Source organism: Agromyces sp. Y182 (assembly GCF_059445385.1).
On the sequence record NZ_JCAIUF010000001.1, the window covers coordinates 1420805 to 1441273 of the forward strand.

Annotated in this window: 16 protein-coding genes; 6 read left to right on the plus strand and 10 right to left on the minus strand. The window is 69.4% G+C overall.

Annotation, left to right across the window (positions count from 1 at the left end; all coding sequences use genetic code 11):
• Window positions 1–22: 22 nt before the first annotated feature.
• From AC1C2R_RS06550 to AC1C2R_RS06560, 3 genes are read left to right on the plus strand one after another with little or no spacing between them, the layout of a single operon-like run.
• Window positions 23–919, plus strand: coding sequence for a carbohydrate ABC transporter permease (locus AC1C2R_RS06550; RefSeq protein WP_495353205.1), 897 nt, complete (start codon window positions 23–25; stop codon window positions 917–919).
• On the plus strand, window positions 916–2388 hold the full coding sequence (locus AC1C2R_RS06555) for a glycoside hydrolase family 1 protein (protein WP_495379396.1): 1473 nt from the start codon (window positions 916–918) through the stop codon (window positions 2386–2388). Before AC1C2R_RS06550 ends, AC1C2R_RS06555 begins: the two co-directional genes overlap by 4 nt.
• 25 nt (window positions 2389–2413) lie before the next feature.
• The gene (locus AC1C2R_RS06560; RefSeq protein ID WP_495351705.1) at window positions 2414–3433 is read left to right on the plus strand and encodes a LacI family DNA-binding transcriptional regulator; all 1020 of its coding nucleotides are present in this window, start codon (window positions 2414–2416) and stop codon (window positions 3431–3433) included.
• 315 nt (window positions 3434–3748) lie between these two features.
• Here AC1C2R_RS06560 and AC1C2R_RS06565 read toward each other — a convergent pair whose 3' ends face one another.
• Together AC1C2R_RS06565 and AC1C2R_RS06570 are read right to left on the minus strand one after the other, a co-directional pair.
• Window positions 3749–4678, minus strand: a complete 930-nt coding sequence (locus AC1C2R_RS06565) for a DNA-methyltransferase (protein ID WP_495351706.1) — start codon at window positions 4676–4678, stop codon at window positions 3749–3751.
• Window positions 4679–4734: 56 nt separating this feature from the next.
• Window positions 4735–5139, minus strand: coding sequence for a MerR family DNA-binding transcriptional regulator (locus AC1C2R_RS06570; protein WP_495379397.1), 405 nt, complete (start codon window positions 5137–5139; stop codon window positions 4735–4737).
• Between the two features lie 55 nt (window positions 5140–5194).
• Here AC1C2R_RS06570 and AC1C2R_RS06575 point away from each other — a divergent pair, with 55 nt between their 5' ends.
• A complete protein-coding gene (locus tag AC1C2R_RS06575; RefSeq protein ID WP_495379398.1) occupies window positions 5195–6382 on the plus strand; it encodes an MFS transporter in 1188 nt (395 codons plus the stop codon).
• A 217-nt stretch (window positions 6383–6599) separates the two neighbouring features.
• Here AC1C2R_RS06575 and AC1C2R_RS06580 read toward each other — a convergent pair whose 3' ends face one another.
• Together AC1C2R_RS06580 and lplAB are read right to left on the minus strand one after the other, a co-directional pair.
• Complete coding sequence (locus tag AC1C2R_RS06580; protein WP_495361314.1) at window positions 6600–6929, minus strand: hypothetical protein; 330 nt, start codon at window positions 6927–6929, stop codon at window positions 6600–6602.
• Between the two features lie 165 nt (window positions 6930–7094).
• On the minus strand, window positions 7095–8144 hold the full coding sequence (lplAB, locus tag AC1C2R_RS06585) for a lipoate-protein ligase LplAB (RefSeq protein WP_495379399.1): 1050 nt from the start codon (window positions 8142–8144) through the stop codon (window positions 7095–7097).
• A gap of 283 nt (window positions 8145–8427) precedes the next feature.
• Between lplAB and AC1C2R_RS06590 the strand changes: the two genes are divergently transcribed.
• A complete protein-coding gene (locus tag AC1C2R_RS06590) occupies window positions 8428–9072 on the plus strand; it encodes a histidine phosphatase family protein (protein ID WP_495351711.1) in 645 nt (214 codons plus the stop codon).
• A gap of 280 nt (window positions 9073–9352) precedes the next feature.
• On the opposite strand, the gene AC1C2R_RS06595 is transcribed toward AC1C2R_RS06590, so the two are convergent.
• The 5 genes from AC1C2R_RS06595 to AC1C2R_RS06615 all read right to left on the minus strand — a co-directional run bounded on the left by AC1C2R_RS06595 (window position 9353) and on the right by AC1C2R_RS06615 (window position 17873).
• Window positions 9353–10201 (minus strand): alpha/beta hydrolase, encoded by an 849-nt coding sequence (locus tag AC1C2R_RS06595; RefSeq protein WP_495351712.1) that lies wholly within the window; start codon window positions 10199–10201, stop codon window positions 9353–9355.
• 295 nt (window positions 10202–10496) lie between these two features.
• Window positions 10497–12131 carry a fucose isomerase gene (locus AC1C2R_RS06600; RefSeq protein WP_495379400.1) on the minus strand — a complete coding sequence of 545 codons (1635 nt, stop codon included), beginning with the start codon at window positions 12129–12131 and terminating at the stop codon, window positions 10497–10499.
• Window positions 12128–14668, minus strand: coding sequence for a GH116 family glycosyl-hydrolase (locus tag AC1C2R_RS06605; protein WP_495379401.1), 2541 nt, complete (start codon window positions 14666–14668; stop codon window positions 12128–12130). Before AC1C2R_RS06605 ends, AC1C2R_RS06600 begins: the two co-directional genes overlap by 4 nt.
• A complete protein-coding gene (locus AC1C2R_RS06610) occupies window positions 14665–16317 on the minus strand; it encodes an FGGY-family carbohydrate kinase (RefSeq protein ID WP_495379402.1) in 1653 nt (550 codons plus the stop codon). The genes AC1C2R_RS06605 and AC1C2R_RS06610 overlap by 4 nt, the downstream gene beginning before the upstream one ends.
• Before the next feature lie 566 nt (window positions 16318–16883).
• Window positions 16884–17873: a LacI family DNA-binding transcriptional regulator gene (locus AC1C2R_RS06615; RefSeq protein ID WP_495379403.1), complete on the minus strand. Its 990-nt coding sequence runs from the start codon at window positions 17871–17873 to the stop codon at window positions 16884–16886.
• Between the two features lie 118 nt (window positions 17874–17991).
• Between AC1C2R_RS06615 and AC1C2R_RS06620 the strand changes: the two genes are divergently transcribed.
• Window positions 17992–19134, plus strand: a complete 1143-nt coding sequence (locus tag AC1C2R_RS06620; RefSeq protein WP_495379404.1) for a glycoside hydrolase family 172 protein — start codon at window positions 17992–17994, stop codon at window positions 19132–19134.
• A gap of 32 nt (window positions 19135–19166) precedes the next feature.
• On the opposite strand, the gene AC1C2R_RS06625 is transcribed toward AC1C2R_RS06620, so the two are convergent.
• Window positions 19167–20438, minus strand: coding sequence for an ATP-binding protein (locus tag AC1C2R_RS06625; protein WP_495351718.1), 1272 nt, complete (start codon window positions 20436–20438; stop codon window positions 19167–19169).
• Window positions 20439–20469: the final 31 nt, after the last annotated feature.

Here is a 20469-nt window from a genome sequence, read left to right on the forward strand (position 1 = left end):
ACCCGAGCCCATCCCCGCTGTCATGGTCGATCTCGCGAGCGAGGAACGCCGCCCCGCGGCATCCGCCGGGCGAAATCGCCGCCGCTCCGTCGGCACCGCGGGCATCGGCAGCCGCCCCGGCTTCCTCATCTACGGGCTGCTCGCCGCGTTCATCATCGGCGGCGCCTACCCCCTCTGGTGGTCGGTCGTCGTCGGCAGCAGCACGAACGCCACGCGCGGCGAGACCCTCCCCCTCATCCCCGGCGGCAACTTCCTCACCAACGCGGCGAAGGTGCTCGACGCGATTCCGTTCTGGCTCGCGCTCGGCAACTCGATCCTCATCTCGGCGATCATCACGATCTCGGTGGTGACGTTCTCGACGCTCGCGGGATACGCCTTCGCGAAGCTCCGCTTCAAGGGACGCGACGGGCTCATGGTGTTCGTGATCGCCACCATGGCCATCCCGACCCAGCTCGGCATCATCCCGCTGTTCATGGTGATGCGCGAACTCGGCTGGACTGGCACCATCGGCGCCGTCATCGTGCCGATGCTCGTGACCGCGTTCGGCGTGTTCTTCATGCGCCAGTACCTCGTCGACGTGATCCCCGACGAACTCATCGAAGCGGCCCGCGTCGATGGGGCCAACCAGATCCGCACCTTCATCAACGTCGCACTGCCCGCCGCCCGGCCGGCGATGGCGATCCTCGGCCTCTTCACCTTCATGATGGCGTGGACCGACTACCTCTGGCCGCTCATCGTGCTGAGCCCGACGAACCCCACCCTGCAGACGGCACTCAGCCAGCTGCAGTCGGGATACTACGTCGACTACTCGATCGTGCTCACGGGCGCGGTGCTGGCGACCATCCCCCTGCTCGTGCTGTTCATCATCGCGGGCAGGCAACTCATCTCGGGAATCATGCAAGGAGCGGTGAAGGGTTGAACGAGCAGCACACGTCATTCCGTCGAAACTGGCCGGCGGGCTTCGTCTGGGGCTCGGCGACCGCCGCGGCGCAGATCGAGGGCGCCGCGCGCGACGGCGGCAAAGAGGATTCGATCTGGGATGCGTTCGCGCGCGTTCCCGGGGCGATCGCCGGCGGCGACACCCCCGACCGCGCAGTGGACCACTACCACCGCATGCCCGAGGATGTCGCACTCATGCGCTCCCTCGGCCTCGACTCCTATCGGTTCTCGGTCTCGTGGGCGCGAGTCGTACCCGGCGGCCGCACGGTCAACCGCGAGGGCCTCGACTTCTACTCGCGCCTCGTCGACGAACTGCTCGGCGCCGGCATCCTGCCCTGGCTCACCCTGTATCACTGGGATCTGCCGCAAGCGCTGCAGGAGCGGGGCGGCTGGGCCAATCGCGACACCGCGTACCGCTTCGCCGAATACGCCGAGGCGGTCTATGAGGCACTCGGCGACCGGGTCACGCACTGGACGACCTTCAACGAGCCGCTCTGCTCATCGCTCATCGGCTACGTCGGCGGCGAGCACGCCCCCGGCCTGAACGACCCGGAGGCGGGGCTCGCGGCGGTGCACCATCAGCACCTCGCGCACGGTTTGGCCGTCGAGAGGCTCAGGAGCCTCGCGACAGCGTCTTCCGGATCTGGTTCGGGGCGCGACATCCGGCTCGGCATCACGCTGAACCTCACGAACGCGGTGCCGAACGACCCGACCGACCCCGTCGATCTCGAGGCCGCCCGGCGCATCGACGCCCTCTGGAACCGGATGTATCTGGAGCCCATGCTGCTCGGGGCATATCCTGCCGACCTGCTCGACGACGTGCGCGAGTACGGGCTGGCCTCGCTGGTGCTGCCCGGTGACCTCGAGCAGATCGCCCAGCCGATCGACTTCCTCGGCGTGAACCACTATCACGACGACAACGTGTCTGGGCATCCGCAGCCCGCCGACGCCACGCCGTCGCTGCGCCCCACCGACCGGCCCGGACGCTCGCCGTTCCCCGGCAGCGAGTACGTCTCGACGCCGTCGCGGGGTCTGCCGCGCACTGCGATGGACTGGGAGGTGAACCCCGAGGGGCTCACCCGGCTGCTCGTGCGCCTGGGGGCGGAGTACCCGAACCTGCCGCCGCTCTACGTGACCGAGAACGGTGCGGCCTACGACGATGTCGTAGAGGTCGACGGTGCCGTGCACGACATCGAGCGCACGGCCTACGTGCTCGACCACGTCGACGCGATCGGCGAGGCGATCGAGCAGGGCGCCGACGTGCGCGGCTACTTCGTGTGGTCGCTGCTCGACAACTTCGAATGGGCATGGGGCTACGAGAAGCGGTTCGGCATCGTGCGAGTCGACTACGACACCTTCGAGCGCACGCCGAAAGACAGCGCACGGGCGTTCGCCGCACTGATCGCGACGGCGAAGGCCGCTTCGGCGACGACGACTATCGTGGGGTGAACCGGCACACGGGAAGGGGGCCACGATGACGGGAAGCATTCCGCCCGGCCAGGCGCCGACCCTCGAGATGGTCGCAGCTCGCGCGGGAGTCTCACGCGCGACGGTCTCGCGAGTCGTCAACGGATCGCCGAAGGTGAGCCCCGATGTCGCCGAGGCCGTGCAGGTGGCCATCGCCGCACTGAACTACGTGCCGAACCGCGCTGCGCGTTCGCTCGCGAGCCGGCGCACGCAGGCCATCGCCCTCATCGTGCCCGAATCGGCTGCCCGAGTGTTCGACGACCCGTTCTTCGCGTCGGTCGTGCAGGGCGTCGCCCTCGCACTGGCGGGCACCGAATACACGCTGAACATGCTCATCGAGTCCGAGCTCGACCCCGACAAGACCCGCAGGTATCTGCTCGGCGGTAACGTCGACGGAGCCCTCGTCGTCTCGCACCACACGGGCGACCACTCCTTCGCGCACCTCTCGCAGTCGCTCCCGCTCGTGTTCGGCGGGCGCCCGCTCGATCCGGCCGAGTCGAGCGGCTACACGGTCGACGTCGACAACGAACGTGGGGCGGCCTCAGCGGCGCAGCACCTCGTCGACGCCGGGCGGCGCCGCATCGCGACGATCGCCGGCCCGCAGGACATGCCGCCCGGGGTCGACCGGCTGCACGGCTTCACTTCGGTCGTCGCCGCGGCGGGGCTCGCCGACGACCTCGTCGCGTACGGCGACTTCACGGCCGCCTCCGGCGCCGCCGCGATGCGAAGCCTGCTCGAGCGGGAACCCGAACTCGACGCGGTCTTCGCCGCCAACGATCAGATGGCGATGGGCGCGCTGTCGGCGATCGCCGAAGCCGGAAGGTCGGTGCCGGCCGACGTCGCGGTCGTGGGATTCGACGACGACCGCTACGCCGCCACGGCGATGCCGGCACTGACCACCGTGCGGCAACCCTCATCGCAGATGGGCGCCGAGATGGCGCTCAAGCTCGTGCGGCTCATGCAAGGTGAAGAGGTCGAGGCGGCGACGATTCTGCCGACCGAACTCGTGGTGCGGCAGTCGGGGTAGCGCGAGCCACCGGCATCCGCTCGGCGTCGCCCGCGTGCCGTGCCGTGACGTGCCGCGCCGTGCCGTCCCGTGACGTGCCGCGCCGTGCCGTGCCGTGACGTGACGACCTTTTGCCGGTCAACGACCCTCGCGAACTACGGTAGACGGGGAAAAGGTCGTGGCGGGTGTCGTGCAACCGGCTGGTCTCCACCGCCCGCCACCTGTTCGCCCCGCCACCTGTTCGCCTTCGAGGTGGGTCTCGCGCACCTGCGTTTCGCCGAGCGCCACCGCCGCCAAACGCCGAAGGCCGAACGCCGAACGCCGAACGCCGCGATCTCAGCGCGCGGGCACTCCCTGCTCGAACACGACGCTCGCGACATCCGTGAATCGGCCCTTCATGACGGCGATCGCCTCGGGGTTCTCGTCGACGAGCACGAAGCGGCGGCCGAGCGTCGCGGCGACGGCGCCGGTCGTGCCGGAGCCGGCGAAGAAGTCGAGCACCCAGTCGCCCTCACGGGTCGAGGCCTGCACGATGCGACGAAGGATGCCCTCGGGCTTCTGCGTCGGGTAGCCCGTCTTCTCGCGCCCCGTCGGTGAGACGATCGTGTGCCACCAGACGTCGGTCGGCAACTTGCCGAGCTCGGCCTTCTCGGGCGTCACGAGCCCGGGCGCCATGTACGGCTCGCGGTCGACGGCCGTCGAATCGAACCAGTAGGCCGACGGGTTCTTCACGTAGACGAGGATCGTGTCGTGCTTCGTCGGCCACTTGCGCTTCGCCTTGGCGCCGTAGTCGTAGGCCCAGATCAGCTCGTTGAGAAACGACTCGCGGCCGAAGAGCGCATCGAGCAGCACCTTCGCGTAATGCGCCTCGCGATAGTCGAGGTGCAAGTACAGGGTGCCGTCGTCGGCGAGCAGCCGCCACGCCTCGACGAGTCGCGGCTCGAGGAAACCCCAATAGTCGTCGAAACGATCGTCGTAGCGCAGCAGGTCGCCGCGGATGCGCTCGTAACGCTTGCCCGCGAACCCGGTGATGGCGGTCCGCCCTGAGCTTGTCGAAGGGGGCCCGGGCCGCGAGGCATCCGCTGCGGGTTCGTCGCCCTTCGCTGCATCGGGAAGCCGCACGTGCCTCGTCGACTGGCGTGTCTGCGCGCGGCCCGTGTTGAACGGCGGATCGAGGTAGACGAGGGTGAAGCGCCCGTCTGCCAGCGTGGGGAGCACCGCGAGGTTGTCCGCATGGATGATGCGGTTCGGCTCGTCGGTCGGCATCGCCCCATTCTGCCAGCGGCGCGAGTCGAGGATTTCCGCTGCGCGCTCGGGCGCGACTACGACGTGAGCTGACCGAGCACCACGCGGGCGTCGCCGAGCACCTCCGCGTGCCGGGTACGCGCCAGGAAACTGCGCACCGTTTCGCGGCTTCGGGTGAGGCACGCGATCTTCGAGTCGAGGGTCGCGAGTTCGTCGGCCAGGCTCTCGGCGAGGTTCTTCGAACACGTGCGCGCGAGTTCTTCGCCCTCGACGCCATCCATGCCGAGCATGATGCCGATGAGCCTTGTGGGCAGGCCCGAGGAGATGAGGCCGCGCACCAGTTCGACTTGTTCGACGGCGCCCTCGGGATAGTCGCGGTAGCCGTTGAGGCGCCGCTCGGATGAGAGGAGCCCCTGCTCCTCGTAGTACCGCAGCATGCGCGTCGGAACGCCTGTGCGCTGCGACAGTTCACCGATCTTCACGGGATCCTCCGAAAGGCTTGACCTTCACATTCATGTCAAAGTTTAGCCTCGAAACATGGCAGAGACAACCACCCTCCGTTCGGTCGAAACGATCGAGCGAACGCCCTGGTTCGCGCTTCTCACGCTCGCGTTCGCCGTCTTCGCCACCGTCACCGTCGAGATGATCCCCGCCGGGCTGCTGCCGGCGATGAGCGCGGACTTCGGCGTCTCGGCGTCGGCGATCGGACTGCTCGTCTCGCTGTGGGCGGTCACGATCATCGTCGCGAGCCTCCCGGTCGTGCGCCTGACCGCTCGGGTCGACCGGCGAACCCTCATCGTCGTCGCGCTGGCCGTGATGGCGATCGCCAACCTCGCGACCGCCCTCGCACCGAGCTTCGAGTTCGCACTCGGCTCGCGCATCATCGCCGCGGTAGCCCACGGCGCGTTCTGGTCGGTCGTGATGGTCTACGCGACCTCGCTCGTCGACGCGAGCGCGTCGGGGCGCACGGTCGCGATCGTCAGCGGGGGCGCATCGGGAGCGACAGTCGTCGGGATCCCGCTCGGCACCGTCATCGGCCAGGTGGCGGACTGGCGGTTCGTCTTCGTCGGCCTCGCCGTGGCGCTCGCAGTCGTCGCCGTCGTCATCCAGCGCCGGCTCCCTTCGTCACCGGGCAGCGCACCAGCGACGGACGGGCGTCGACTCGACCGGTCGATCCGCGCGGTGCTCGCGGCGGCCATCGCGTGCACCCTCACCGCGGCGGCGAGCTTCACGCTCTTCACCTACATTTCGCCCTATCTGACGGATGTCGCGGGGCTGCCGGCCGTCTCGATCAGCCCGCTGCTTCTGGGCTTCGGCGCCGCGGGGATCATCGGCCTCGTCATCGCGGCGTTCACCGCCGACCGGTGGCCGGCGGTATCCCTCGTCGCGATGACGGCGTTGTTCGCCGCCGCCCTCGCCGCGCTCGGGTTCGCGCCGCAGAGCACGCCGGTCGTGGTGATCGCCGTGCTCGCGTGGGGCCTCGCGATCGGCGGGCTGCCCGCCATGCTCCAGGCACGGATGCTCGGGGTCGCCTCCCCCGCGCTGCGCGCCACGGCGAGCGCACTCATGGTCGTGTTCTTCAATGGTGGCATCGCCCTCGGCGCCACGCTCGGCGGGGTGTTCGAGGACGGCGCGAGCCTCGTCATTGCGGCGTTCGCGGCCGCCGGGCTCGGCGTGCTCGCGCTCGGTGCGGTCGTCTCCTCCCGCGTGCTCGCGGGCCGGTGAGCGTGCGGGCGCGGCCGCTCGAGCGGGGTGCTCGAGCTACGCGGGCTGCTCGGGCTGCCAGTAGCTGCCGGTAGCTGCGAGGTCTCGATACGGCCCTGGCGGGCCTACTCGACGAACGTGGATCGGGCTGGCCGGGCTGCCGGTGGCTGCGAGGTCTCGATACGTCCCTGGCGGGCCTACTCGACCAACGGCACGGGGCGGCGCGCCGACCGGCGGGCTATTCGACGTCGAGCCTGATGGTGCCGCGGAAGCGGTCGGCTCGCGCGGGCGCCGGCCGCGAGGCATCCGTACCGTCGTCGGCGAAGGCGATGCCCTTGTCGCCGTCACCCGGCGCCGGCGCAGGTGCGGGCAGGCGGCTCTGCCGATCGAGCTCAGCCTGCGCCTCGTGCTTGCGCGGCGCGAACACCTCGTCGCCGATCATCATGACGCCGCCGCCACCGCCACCGCGCTTGGTCTTGTCGGAGAGGTCGATCCAGCCACGTCGCACGGCGACCGCCCCGAAGGCGACGACGAGCGCGGCGATGCCGAGCCAGATCCACCAGTCCACCCCGAGATTCTAACGGGCGACACTGGGCCAGCCGCGCGCCCTCCGCCCGCTCGCGCGTTCGTGCGCCCACTCTCCCCCTCCTTCAGCGGTCCGCCGAGTGAAGGCGAAGGGCGGGCAGGGCCACGGATGCCCCGGCATCGGCCCGAGACATCCGTCGCCGCTCGCTCAGGGCACGCGGTAGAGCCACTCCCGCGTCGAGAACTTCGACTCGACGAGCGCCTCTGCCTCGGCGAGCTCGTCGGCCGACACTGTGCCGGGCGTCGCGCCGTAGAGCGTCGCGAACGTCTGCTTCAGGCTCTCGATGATCGCCGCACGACTGAGGCCGGTCTGCGAGCGCAGCGGATCGACGCGCTTGGCGGCCGACGCGATGCCCTTGTCGCTGATCTTCTCGCGCCCGATGCGCAGCACCTCGAGCATCTTCTCGTTGTCGATGTCGTACGACATCGTGACGTGATGCAGCACGCCGCCCGAGCCGAGCCGCTTCTGAGCGGCGCCGCCGATCTTGCCGAGCGGGCTCGCGATGTCGTTGAGCGGCTGGTACGTCGCCTCGATGCCGAGGCCGCGCAACCCCTGCAGCACCCAGTCGTCGAGGTAGGCGTAGGAATCGGCGAAGCTCATGCCCTGCACGAGTTCGCCCGGCACGTAGAGCGAGTACGTCACGACGTTGCCGCGCTCCATCATCATCGCGCCGCCGCCCGAGATGCGTCGCACGATGTCGAAGCCGTACTTCTCGGCGCCCTCGGGGTCGACCTCGTTCTTCACCGACTGGAAGCTGCCGATGACGACGGCCGACTCGTCCCACTCCCAGAAGCGCAGGGTGGGCTTGCGGCGACCCTCGCCCACCCGGGTCGCGAGCACCTCGTCGAGCGCGAGATGCGTGCGCGGCGGCACGGCGGCGTCGTGCACGATCTCCCATTCGTAGTCACCCCAGCTCGTGGCATCCGTCATCGCCCGTCGCACGGCCACCGCGATCGCGTCGGCCGAGAAGCCGAGCATGACGGCGTCGTGCCGAAGGCCGGCGGTGATCGTGGCGGCGATCTGCTTGGCATCGGATGCTGCGGAGAGCCCGTCGAGCGCGGCGTCGATGTCGCCCAGCGCCTCGTCGGGTTCGAGGAAGAAGTCGCCCGCGACGCGTGGGTTCACGATCACCCCGTCGGTCACGTCGAAATCGACGACCACGAGCTTGCCACCGGGCACCTTGTATTCACCGTGCATGCGGTACAGCCTACGGATGCCTCGGCGCGGTCGCCGCCCGGACGACGCCCGCCTCGCGGCATCCGCCCGCCTCGCGGCATCCGCCCGCCTCGCGGCATCCGCCCGCTGTGTGCAATTCAGGTGCGCGCACGGCGTGTCGGCCCGACACGCCGTGTCTTCGACCATGCGACACACCTCCGCACCTGAATTGCGGACAACAACAGCGGCCATCGACGGACGACCATAGACAGACGGCCATCGACAGACGGCCTACGATCGAAAGGACGCAGAGACGGGGCCGCGCATGACGACGTTCTACCTGGCACGGCATGGCGAGACGACTTGGCACGCCGACCACCGATACGCGGGCAACTCGGATGTTCCGCTCACTCGGCACGGTCTCGGTCAGGCCGCCGCCCTCGGCGCGTGGGCGGTCGACGCGAGCCTCGACGCGATCGTGGCATCCCCGCTCAGCCGCGCGCGGCGTTCGGCCGCGCCATCCGTCGAAACGACCGGCCTGGCGTTGCGCCTCGACGAGCGTCTCGTCGAGATCGACTTCGGCGACGCCGAGGGGCTCACGCCCGACGAGCTCGCCGAACAGTTCCCGGCGGAATGGGCGGCCTTCTGCCGCGCGCCGGCGAGCAACCCGCTGCCCGGCGGCGAGCGCGGCCGCGATGGCATCGCGCGCGCGCTCCCGGTGCTCGACGAACTGGTCGCCGAGTTTCCCGAGGGCCGGGTGCTCATCGTCGCGCATGCGACGCTCATCCGACTCCTGTTCTGCGAGCTCGCGGGCATGGACCCCGACGGTTACCGCGACCTCCTGCCCGTGCTCGGCAACTGCAGCATCACGACGATCGTCTACCCGTGGGCGACGGAGTCGCAGCTGACGAGCCATCCGCGCATCAGACTGCTCGGATTCGACGTGCCGCCCGGGCGTGCCGCGATCTGACGCGGCGTCCCGCTGGGAGAAGTAGCGCCTGACGACGCCCTCCCCGCTGGTCGAGTAGCGCCCGACGACACCCTCCCCGGTGGTCGAGTAGCGCCCGACGACACCCTCCCCGCTGGTCGAGTAGCGCCCGACGACACCCTCCCCGCTGGTCGAGTAGCGCCCGACGACACCCTCCCCGCTGGTCGAGTAGCGCCCGACGAAGGAGGACGCGCATCGGGACCCGTCACCAGATCTCGATACGCTCCTGCGTCGCTACTCGATCAACGAATGCGGCATCCGATCAATCGACGGCGAATCGCTCGTCGAGCCAGTGGATGAGGTCGGCCCGAACCTCTTCGCGGTTCGTCTCGTTGAAGATATCGTGCCTGGCACCCTCGTAGACGATGAGCTCGACGTCGACGAGGCCCGACCGCGTGACGTACGCCTTCGCGAGCTTCACGGCGCTCTGCTCGCCACCGACCGAGTCGTCTGATCCGACCATGATGAGCAGCGGCAGTTCCGGCGGCAGGCCGCGCGCGGGTCGTCCGAGCAGGCGCACCCCATCGCGGAGACCGAACAGCTTTCGAAGCGGCACCTCGGTCGTGTACGGGTCGGCCATGAACGCGGCAGCGACATCAGGGTCGCGGCTCAGCCACTCGACCGGGGTCGGCCCGAGATGGCGGTAACGCGCATTGAGGTCGCCGCCGTTCATGTCGAACAGCGTGCGGTAGGCCGTGCCGATGAGCACGACGCCGTCGTACTTCTCTGCGCTGCGATTGACGATGATCTGCGCCATGAGCGAACCCCACGAGTTGCCGAGGAACACGAGGGGCAGCTCAGGCCCTTCGGCTTCGCGGATGACGCTGCTGAACTGCTCCACGGCGTCGATCGTCGCCCTGAGCCCGCCGGGGCCGAGGCGACCCATGCGCGTGAGGTCGCCGCCGTGCTGTTCGAACCCGGTCTGCCCGTGGCCCCGGTGGTCGTCGGCCCACACCGAGTAGCCGGCCGCGTTCAGTGCCTCGACGAGCTCGCCGTAGCGGCCGATGTGCTCGCCGACCCCGTGCGCGAGCTGCACGACCGCGTGCGCGTCGGGCACCCGCCACGACTCGTAGTGGATGTGGACTCCGTGCGCATCGGTGAACATCGGCATGCCGACATTGTCGCAGCACGCGAGCTGTGACGAGCGAACGGGGCCGCCGCGGCATCCGCCCTCTGCAGCAATTCAGGTCGGGAGTGCGTGTCGCCCCGGAATCAGGCCCCGAACACCGCGCGACACACCTCCGCACCTGAATTGCTGCAGGTGGGTGGGGTGGGGCGGGGTGGGGAATTGCTGCAGGTGGGGTGGGGTGGGGAATTGCGGTGGGTGGGGTGGGGAATTGCTGCAGGTGGCGTGGGGTGGGCGCCGCAGGGCATCGGATGCGGCCGACCGGCCGGTCGCGGCGACCTCAGAGGTCGACGCGCCCGATCAGGTTGACCTTGACCCCCAGCCGATCGAGCATGGCGGCCTTCGCGACGAGCGCCTTGTCGGCCGTCTCGGCGTCGGGTGCGTAGACGAGCTGGGCGTGGTTCGCCTTGTGGCGCGCCATGAACTGATCGCGGCTCACATCGTGCAGCACGACGTGCGCGATCGGCCACTCGGGGTTGGTCGCGTTCTTGCGCCGCTGCGTCTCCTCATCGGGCAGGGCGACGACGGTTCCGCGGAAGACGTCGGCCTGCAGGATGCCGTCGGCGATGAACACCCGCGAGAGCACGATCTCGCCGGGCTTCGAGACCCCATTGACCGTCGCGCCGCCGGCGGGGAAGAAGACGGGGTGCTGCCGCCAGCCTTCGGCATTCTGCCAGCCGCCGAGGTGCGAGCCGGGCACCGAGCCCGAGATCTCGTAGACCCAGACGAACTGGCCGTCGTAGTCCTCGCCCCAACGCACGTCGTGCAGGGTGTTGTCGGGGATGAGCCCCATCGCGCTCCACACCCGGTCGGTGATGAGCGCGTCGACGGCGACGCCCTCGTCGGCCTCGTTGAAGTGGGGGAAGGCGCGACCCTCGTGCAGCACGCGTGACCCGTCGCGCGAGGTCACCGGCGGCCGCTCGGTCGAGTTGAGCAGGCCCTCGGCGAGGTCCGATGCCGGCACGAGGTCTTTGAGGCCCTGCTGGTACTGGATGCCGACGGCGTCGAGGCCGAAGTCGTCGGCGATGCGCAGCGCAGCGATGTACATCTTCATCTGCGAGCGCACCTGCGCTTCGGTGAGCTCGGTCGCCTCGTCGGTGCCGAAGCGGAACGTCATGCCGCGCTCGACGAGCCAGTCGCGGGCGGCATCGGCGTCGGCATCCGGCACCGTCAGCATCTCGGCGTAGAGCGCCGACTGCGAGAGCCGCTCCTTGTAGATGCCGAGCGGGTTCAGCAGCTCGTCGTCGAAGATCGCGTTGTACATGCCCATGCAGCCTTCGTCGAACACGCCGATGATGGCCTTGTCGGCGAGCAGCTGGTCACCGAGGGCCCGCCCGAGTTCGACCTCGGGGGTGTTCGGCAGTTCGGGCAGCGGCCGCACGTGCGAGGCGTCGTGCGTGATCGCGCCCGTCTCGACCCATTCACGCAGGCCGTTCGCGAACCACTCGTCGGTGAAGTCGACCGACCAGATCGTCGAATAGGGCTTGCCCATCTTCGTGAGGCCGGCGTTCAGCCCGAGCAGCCCCACGAGTCCAGGCCAGTCGCCCGCGAAGTTCGCGACGGTCAGGATCGGCCCGCGATGCGTGCGGAGCCCCGCGAGCACGTGGTGCGAGTACTGCCAGACCGCTTCGGCGACGATGAGGGGCGCGTCGACCGGGATGTCCTTGAAGACTTCGAGTCCCATGCGCTGGCTCGAGATGAACCCGTGCCCGGTCACCGGGTCGACCCCGTTGGCCCGCACCACGCTCCAGCCGAGCTCGGCGAGCGCAGCCGTGACGTCGGCCTCCATCGCGGACTGGATCGCCCAGCCGGCGGTGTTCGCCGACTCGCGAAGGTCGCCGCTCGCGATGAGGTACGCGGTGTTCGGTGCCGATACCGGCCGTTCGGCGGTCGCGGGCAGTGTGTAGCTCGTCATCGTGTCTCCTGGGGTGTGTGGTCGTCGGCCGCCGCGCGGGCGGTGTGGTGTTCACCGGTGGTCAGGTACAGGGGGCCGGATGCCGCGCGCCCGCGCAGCTCGAGGCGGTCGATGTCGAGCGTGCCGCCGTCGATGCGCAGCGTGAGCTCGTCGCCGTCGATCTCGACGCGGCCCCACGCGCCGCCGGTCGTGAAGAGGTATCGGCCGTCGGAACGCGGGTCGAAGGCGAGCGTGCGCGCCGGGGCATCCCATTGCGCACCGCTGAACGCGAGCAGCAGCGCCCATGACGCGAGCGAGCGGGCGTAGTGGTTGCCGCACTCGATCTCGTTCCACGGGTTGCGCACGCTGCCGTCGTATCGTGCCCGAAGCGTGTGCTCGACGAGCAGCGCCTCGTCGACGAGTCCGGCGTAGACGAGGGAGGCCGCGACCTGGTGCTCGATTCCGGTCCACACCTCGTCGGAGTAGACGAACGGTATCTCCGGTCGCCCGCCCTGCGGCCAGGATGCGAGCAGCAGCCCGCCCTCGTCGTTCAAGGCGTAGACGCGCTGCGTGCTTTCGTGCGCCGTGAGGTCGGTGCGGTGGTTGTGCCGGGTGATCGCGCCGAGCGCGCTGCGCAGGTGGTCGGCGGGGAGGAGCTCGCCGAGCCCGTTCACCCAAGCGTGGAACTGGCCGAGCAGCTGATCGGAGAGCACGCCGTCGCCGTACTGGTAGCGATGCTCATCGACGTCGTCGATGACCTGGCGGTAGTACTCGTCGTTCCAGAGCACTTCCTCCATGCCTGCCGCGCAGCGCTCGGCCCGACCCCGCCAATCGGCGGCCAGGCCGGTCTCGCCGAGGTGAGCGGCCATGCGTGCACCGGCATGCAGGGCTGCGAGGAACATGCCGTTCGCGAGCGGCTCGACGCCGTGGAACTCGATGTCGTAGGTGTTGTGCAGTTCGCCGTCGAGCAGGCCGTCGCCGTCGCGGTCCCACTCGCGGATCGCGTACTCGATCGTGCGCACGGCCGCAGGCCAGAGCTCGCGGAGGAAGTCGTCGTCGCCCGAGAATCGCCACTCCCGATGCAGGCGCAGGAAGGTGCCGAGCTGCCCGTCGACCGCGGGGCCCATGAACCACGCGGGGCCGCCGAAGACACGGTTCGAGCGGAACTTCTGCGCGCCGGAGGCATCCGTCTCGAGCAAGAACTCGACCCGGCGCGCGCTGCGCTCGAGCGACGGGAACAGCCACGCGGCGGTCTGCGCGTACGACCACACGTGCGTGCACGTTCCCTCGCACGAACCGCCGTGGTCGAACGAGCCCTCCCATGCGGCGAACACCGGGCCCGCGCCGAGTTCGGGATTCGGCTGCTCGACGACGAAGCACGTCGTCGAGCGGAGCGCCGCGATGTTGGCGCCCACCGCATCGGCGATCACCGGATCGACCGTGCCGCCGTACAGCGCGTCGACGAATGAGCGGGTGGATGCCTCGAGCCCGCCGAGCTCGCGGTGCAGATGGGATGCCGCGGCCCACGCGTCGGGCCACAGCGTCGCATAGTGGTTCGTCACGATCTCACCGGGGTGGTCGTCGCCGAAGACGATGTGGCCGTACCAGCCGCGGCGGCGGTTCGGGAAGCTCCACGCGAGCACGAACTCGAAGTCGCGCGCCTCGCCCGGGGCGAGTTCGTGCACGATGCCGAGCGTTCCCGTGCGGAGCCGCGGGAGCTTCTCGAACAGCGCCTCTTCGGTCATCGGCGTTCCGTCGCCCGAGTCGGCGAAGAGCCCGCGTGGCCGATCTTCGAGCGTCAGCCGCGGTTCGGGCTCGAGCAAGCCGTCTTCGACGAGGTCGTTCCAGAACAGGCGCGGGCCGTCGGGCCAGAACCCCGTGACCCATTGCGGCTTCGCGGTGGTCGAGGCATCCGTCGTCGTGAGGCTCATCGTGCCGAAGCCGGGGTCGTCGCTCGGCAGCCCGATGCCGAAGTCGAGCCCGCGCACCTCGCCGTCGTCGCGCCAGCGCACGGTCTGCGCGGCGCGCATGCCGAACGGGCCGTCGCCACGACCGGCGGTGTGGCTGAGCGAGCCCGCGACGGTGACCGTGGCCGGGACGTCGCCGGGGTTCGTCACGCGGTAGCGCAGCACGGCGGCCGGGATGCCGGAGGCGTCGGCGTCGAGCGGCACGAGCGGGGTGAACGCGGTGAGCGAGACGTCGACCGGCAGCACGTCGTCGGTGAAGTCGATGTCGACGATCGGGTATTCGCCGTGCATCGTCGCGCCGGCCAGGCGCGGCAGGCCCGCGAGGCGGTCGAAGCCGTAGCCCGCGTCCCAGTCGTGCCGACCGGTGATGCGCGCCTCGAGCACGCGGGTGACGGCGGGGCCGCCCTCGGGCACCGCGTGGATCGCGAAGAAGGTGTTGGGGTTCAGCCGTCCCTTGTCGGGCAGGTTCTCGAGCTCCCAGTCGCGCAGCTCGCCGCGGGCGCCGAGCGAGACGTTGCCAGTGCCGATGCCGCCGAGGGGGAAAGCGGCGCGTTCGGCGGTGTGCGGGATGCCCCGTGCGCGGCGCGTCATCGAGTGATCTCCTCGTGGTCGTGTGCGTGTGCGTGTGCGTAGTCGTGGTCGTGTGCGTGCGCGTGGTCGAGTGCGTGGTCGTGCTTGCCCTCGTCGCCGCGCGCGACCTCGCCGTGCTCGCGCTGCGGCAGGCCGCGCTGCGGTAGGCCGCGCTGCACCGCGGCGAGTTCGTGCACGAGTTCTTTCGTCGAGGCGTACAGCCGCAGGTAGCGTTCGAAGAGCGCGTCGTAGCCGGCTGCGGCCGACGGGTCGGGCCGGATCGTCGTCGCCACCGGGTTCCACTCTGCGATGCGCGGGGCGGCCTCGGCATCACTCGTGGTGGCGACCGCCGCGAGGAACGCGGCACCGTAGCTCGCTCCGATCGTGGTCTGCGGCACCTCCTGCGCGAGCCCCGTGGCATCCGACACGATCTGCAGCCAGAGCGAGCCCTGCGTGCCGCCGCCGACGGCGACGATGCGGCGGATGTCGGCGCCGGCGGCGCGCATGGTCTCGACGTTGTGCCGCACGCCGAGCGCGGTCGCCTCGAGCGCGGCACGGTAGAGGTCGCCGCGGGTGTGGCTGAGCGTGAGGCCCGCGATCACGCCCCGCGCGTCGGGGTCGAGGATCGGCGTGCGCTCGCCCGCGAAGTACGGGAGCATCACGAGCCCCCGCGCGCCGACGCCGGAATCGGCGGCCTCGGCGAGGAGCGTCGGATAGTCGGCATCGGTGAGGTCTTTCAGCCATGCCGTGAGCGCGCCCGAGGTCGCGAGGCCGCCGGCGAGGTTGCGGGTGCCCGCGAAGGCGCCGACCGTCGTCCACATCGACGGGGTGCGCAGAGTCTCCTCGCCGGTCGCGATGAGGAACATCGTCGTGCCGTACATGAGCATGAGGTCGCCGGCCCCGTGGGCCCCGACGCTCACGGCTTCGGTCCACGCGTCGATGGTGCCCGCGATGACGGGAGTGCCCTCGGGGATGCCAGTGGCGGCGGCAGCTGCCCGGGTCACCCTGCCGACGAGCTCGCCGGCCCACACCAGCGGCGGCGCCTCGATGCCCTCGGCGAAGCGGCTCCACCACGGCTCGTGCCACGCCTCGGCCTCGATGTCGTACAGCGGGGAGACCTGGCTGGCCGACTGGTGGTCGAGCACGTAGGCACCGGTGAGCTTGCGCGCGAGCCAGGATGCCGGCATGAACAGCCGGTGGGCCCGTGCGAATGCCTCGGGCTCCTCCTCCGCGATCCAGCGGATCTTCGGGCCGCCGGCCTGCGAGGTGAGCGTCGAGCCGCCAACCCGCGTGACCTCGTCGATGCCGAGTTCTTGCGACATCCGCTCGATCTGCGACGCCGCCCGGGTGTCGACGCCGTACAGGATCGCCGGGCGCACCGGCTCGTCGTGCTCGTCGGCGAGGAGGATGCATGGGCCCATGCCGCTGACGCCGACGCCCGTCAGCTCGAGTTCGATCCCGCGATCGGATGTCTCGGCCAGCAGTCGCTGCGAGAGCTCGACGAACTCGCTCCACCAGAGGCGGCCGTCCATCTCGACGTGGCCCGGGCGGGGGCGCTGCACCTCGTGGGCGACGGTGGCGGTCGCGAGCGTCGCGCCGTCGTCGGCGACGAGGACGCCCTTGCTGCTCGAGGTGCCGATGTCGACACCGAGCGTGCATCGCACTGGCATTGGCACTCCTCCTCGAATCGCCATCGGCGTACGCCTCGTCGGTCGACCGCCTCGTCGGTCACTCTATGCGAAATCGATTTCATGATCAACCGAGCCGTGGTGGCCGGCGGGCTCCCATTCCTCGCCCCCATGCAGCGATTCACCTCACGCATCTCCCCCGCCTCCCCCCGTCTCCCCGTCTCTCCCCGTCTCCCCCCGCCTCGCCCGCCTCGCCATCTCGCCATCTCGCCCGCCTCGCCATCTCCCCCATCTCGCCCTCTCCCCCGTCAGCAATTCAGGAGCGGAGGTGTGTCGCGGCCTCCCTGAAACCCATCCACCGCGACACGCCGTGCGTGAACCTGAATTGGCGAACGGGCGAGACTGCGTCGGACCGGAGCAGAGGCGCGGCGGCGACGCGAGATGGGGGCGCGAGGAAAGCGGCGCATCGAAGGGCACCACGGCAGCGCCACGGCAGCGGCGCGGCAGCGGCAGGGGCGCGGCAGCGGCAGGGGCAGGGGCGCCGACAAGGCGGCAGCGCCGGCAGCGGCGGCGCGGACAAGGCGCCGGCGGCAGCGCGGACGAAGCGACTACGAGACGGGGCGGTCGCGGGCCGGCCGCAACTCGCCGCGCAGCACGACGGTGCGGGCCTGCTGGTCGTCGCCCGAGATGCGCTCGAGCAGCATCTTCGCCGCGGTCACGCCCATGTGACGCGCCGGCAGCTTGACGACGGTGACGGCGCTCGGCGACAGCGTCGTGAAGGGCAACGACCCGACCACCGCGACCCCGAGCTTCGGCGGGGTGAGCCCGTGCTCGGTGAGCACTTGGATCGCCCCCACGCCGAGGAGGTTGTTCGCCGCGACGATCGCGTCGGGCGGCTCGGGCAGCGCGAGCAGCTCTTCCATCACCTCGCGCCCGCCGTCGACGCGGAACGTCGAGTACCGCAGCAGTGCGTCGGAGTCGGCGTCGGGGAAGTGGCGCGCCACGACGCCCCGCCAGCCCTGGGCTCGTTCGTAGGCGGTCTCGATGTGCTGCGGTCCGGTGATGCACGCGATGCGCCGATACCCCGCCTGCACGAGGTGCTCGGTCGCGGCCTGACCGGCCGTGCGGTTGGCCATGACCACGCCGTCGATGTCGTAGCCCGTGCCACGGTCGACGGCGACGACCGGCCGGCCGGCGGCACGGATGTCGTCGAGATTGGTCTGGTCGGATGCCGCGGCGAGGATCACTCCGGCCATGTGCTCGGAGATCGCGATCTGGAGGTAGGTCGCCTCTTTCTCGAGCTGGGCGTCGGTGTTGCACAGCACGACGGAGTAGCCGGCACTCTGCGCGACGTCTTCGACGCCGCGGGCGAGCTCGGTGAAGTAGGGGTTCTCGATGTCGGGGATGACGAGGGCGATGACCTCGGACTCCTGCTTGCGCAGGGTTCTCGCCGTACGGTTCGGCGTGAACTTGAGGTGCTTCGCCGCCTCGCGGACAGCAGTGACCTTCTCGTCGGAGACGGCCACGCCGTTGAACACCCGTGACACGGTCGCCGGTGACACGCCGGCGAGCTTCGCCACCTCGTAGATCGTCGCCATGCGCCCTGTCCCTGTGCCGGCCGCGTTGACATGCCGATGAGGCCACCTTACAGTGTTGAAATCGATTCCAAGCGCGCGCAGATCTCTGCGCTGCGCCGACACGAGGAAGTGGCCGACCGTGAACTCCCTGCAACCACCGAGTCCCGACCTGTCGTCGATCGCGGCGATACGACCGCTGCAGACGCGATCGATCTCACCCGAGAACTTCGACGGCTCGAAGGGCGGCGGCGGTCGAGCGACCGAGGGCACCGGGGCATCCGCTGCCCGCGATCTCGGCCCCGGTTGGAAGATCTCGCCCAGTGTCGACGTCAAGGCGGGTGAGACCTTCGACCTCGCGACGATCGACGGCGCCGGCAAGATCACGCACATCTGGATCACGACGCACACCGACAACTGGCGCACCCTCGTGCTGCGCGCCTACTGGGACGGCGCCGACGAACCCGCGATCGAGGTGCCCTACGGCGACTTCTTCTGCAACGGCTGGGGCGTGTTCGCGCAGGTGAACTCGCAGACGATCGCCGCGAACCCGCACGGCGGCTTCAACTCGTACTGGCCGATGCCCTTCAAGGAGGGCGCCCGCCTCACGATCGAGAACACTTCCGTCGTCGATGTGCGCGTCTACTACCAGGTGACGTACGAGATCGGCGGCGACTACTCGAACGACGGCTACTTCCACGCGCAGTGGCGGCGGTCGAACCCGCTCGAGGAACTCGTGCCGCACACGATCGTCGAGGGCGTCGAGGGGCAGGGCCAGTACGTCGGCACCTACCTCGCGTGGGGCGTGAACTCCAACGGCTGGTGGGGCGAAGGCGAGATCAAGTTCTACCTCGACGACGACACCGACCACCCCACGATCTGCGGCACCGGCACCGAGGACTACTTCGGCGGGGCCTGGAACTTCGACATCCCGGGCCAGGGCTACACCGAGTTCTCCACTCCCTACCTCGGCATGCCGCAGGTGATCCGCCCCGACGGGCTCTACGTCTCGCAACAGCGGTTCGGCATGTACCGCTGGCACCTGCTCGACCCGATCTTCTTCGCGACCGGTATCCCGAAGGTCGACATCCAGGCACTCGGTTGGCGAAGCGGATGGCGCTATCTCCCGTTGCGCGACGACATCGCGTCGACCGCACTCTTCTACCTCGACCGGCCCACAGCCCGGCGCCCGAAGTCGCCGACGGCCGACGACATGGAGGTGCACCTCGGGACGGCCCCCGTGCCCGACATCGGTGCGATGCCGCCCCGGGCGCCGCAGGACTGACATGGCGGATGCCTCGCCGAGCCCGCGACCAGTCACGGCCCGAGAAGCGCCAACGGAACGACCGCGACGCCATCGGGCCGGCGGTAGGCGAACTCCCCAGTGTTGACGACGATACGGTCGGCTAGTCGGTCGCCGATCTGATCACGCAGCCAGTTGAGGTGCCTGACGTCGTTGTCGCCCACTGTGGATGCCAGTTTGACCTCGATGGCTACAATTCGACGATCTTCACCTTCCACGATCAGATCGATCTCGCGCCGGTTGTCTTTGGTACGCAGGTGCCCCACGGATGCGCCGAGCGCCCCCGCATAGACCCGCACGCTCTGGGTCACCAATGATTCGAAAAGCGCACCCAGCCACGTGCCTGTACTCGTTGCAACTCTGTCTCCTTCCCCTTGAAGAAGACCTGCCCTCCCGACTCCGACCAACCTGGCAGCGATCGCCGGATCGACGAGATGGTGCTTGGGAGTGCGCGTCAATCGCTTGAGGGTGTTGAACACGGGCATCCACGCCGGAACCGGGTCGAGCACGAAGAGCCTCTGCAAGTGCTCCCGGTACGTATCCATAGTGCCTCTCGCGGGCTTCGCATCCTCCCCCGCCGTTGCCGCATCCAGCAGGGTCGTGTACGAGGCGTCTGTGGCAGTCGCTGCTCCATATGCGACCAGCCAGGCCATAAGCGCGGCCGGGCGCCGGACTGCCACGCCGTTCTCGGGGAGTTCTCGCGTCACGATCCGAGATACGTAGCTGTCCAACTGGACCTGGCGAGCCCGCTCGGAGAGGTCGCGGATGCCGGGGAATCCTGATCTGAGCACCTCATCCGTGTATGTCGGGAGATCAATGGATGAACGGCCACCGACCTGCGTCCGGGTCGCCGAGAGCAGCCCGTCGAGGGACACTGTTGGATCGATGAGACTGCGCTCGCTGAACGCGAGCGGTCGCATTGCGAGACTCACGATTCTCCCAGCCCCTGAATGGATACGGATGCCTGGCGCAACCCCGGCCGATCCTGCAAGCAGGAACCTTCCGCCTGAGCTGTCTTCGTCCACCGCCATTCGCACCTGGTCCCACACCTCGGGTTCGAGTTGCCATTCGTCGATGAACACCGGCTGTGGCAGTCGAGTGACAAGCTCCGGATCTGCCACCACAACGGCACGCTGCGCCGACCTGGTCAACGATAAGACCGTTGCTGCACGCTGAGTTGCAGTAGCCGTCTTGCCTACACCCTTCGCGCCTTCCAGAGCGATCGCGGCGAGCTCGGGGACAAGGTCGTCCAACAGCGAATCGATGATGCGTCGACGATATGTCACGCAACGAATCTAGCAGATGGTCGCGTTTCTA

What these genes read in the sequence shown, in the direction of transcription:
- AC1C2R_RS06550 (WP_495353205.1), top strand. Translation starts at nt 23, where the DNA reads ATGGTCGATCTCGCGAGCGAGGAACGCCGCCCCGCGGCATCCGCCGGG.
- AC1C2R_RS06560 (WP_495351705.1), top strand. Translation starts at nt 2,414, where the DNA reads ATGACGGGAAGCATTCCGCCCGGCCAGGCGCCGACCCTCGAGATGGTC.
- AC1C2R_RS06565 (WP_495351706.1), bottom strand. Translation starts at nt 4,678, where the DNA reads ATGCCGACCGACGAGCCGAACCGCATCATCCATGCGGACAACCTCGCG.
- AC1C2R_RS06575 (WP_495379398.1), top strand. Translation starts at nt 5,195, where the DNA reads ATGGCAGAGACAACCACCCTCCGTTCGGTCGAAACGATCGAGCGAACG.
- lplAB (WP_495379399.1), bottom strand. Translation starts at nt 8,144, where the DNA reads ATGCACGGTGAATACAAGGTGCCCGGTGGCAAGCTCGTGGTCGTCGAT.
- AC1C2R_RS06590 (WP_495351711.1), top strand. Translation starts at nt 8,428, where the DNA reads ATGACGACGTTCTACCTGGCACGGCATGGCGAGACGACTTGGCACGCC.
- AC1C2R_RS06595 (WP_495351712.1), bottom strand. Translation starts at nt 10,201, where the DNA reads ATGCCGATGTTCACCGATGCGCACGGAGTCCACATCCACTACGAGTCG.
- AC1C2R_RS06600 (WP_495379400.1), bottom strand. Translation starts at nt 12,131, where the DNA reads ATGACGAGCTACACACTGCCCGCGACCGCCGAACGGCCGGTATCGGCA.
- AC1C2R_RS06605 (WP_495379401.1), bottom strand. Translation starts at nt 14,668, where the DNA reads ATGACGCGCCGCGCACGGGGCATCCCGCACACCGCCGAACGCGCCGCT.
- AC1C2R_RS06610 (WP_495379402.1), bottom strand. Translation starts at nt 16,317, where the DNA reads ATGCCAGTGCGATGCACGCTCGGTGTCGACATCGGCACCTCGAGCAGC.
- AC1C2R_RS06615 (WP_495379403.1), bottom strand. Translation starts at nt 17,873, where the DNA reads ATGGCGACGATCTACGAGGTGGCGAAGCTCGCCGGCGTGTCACCGGCG.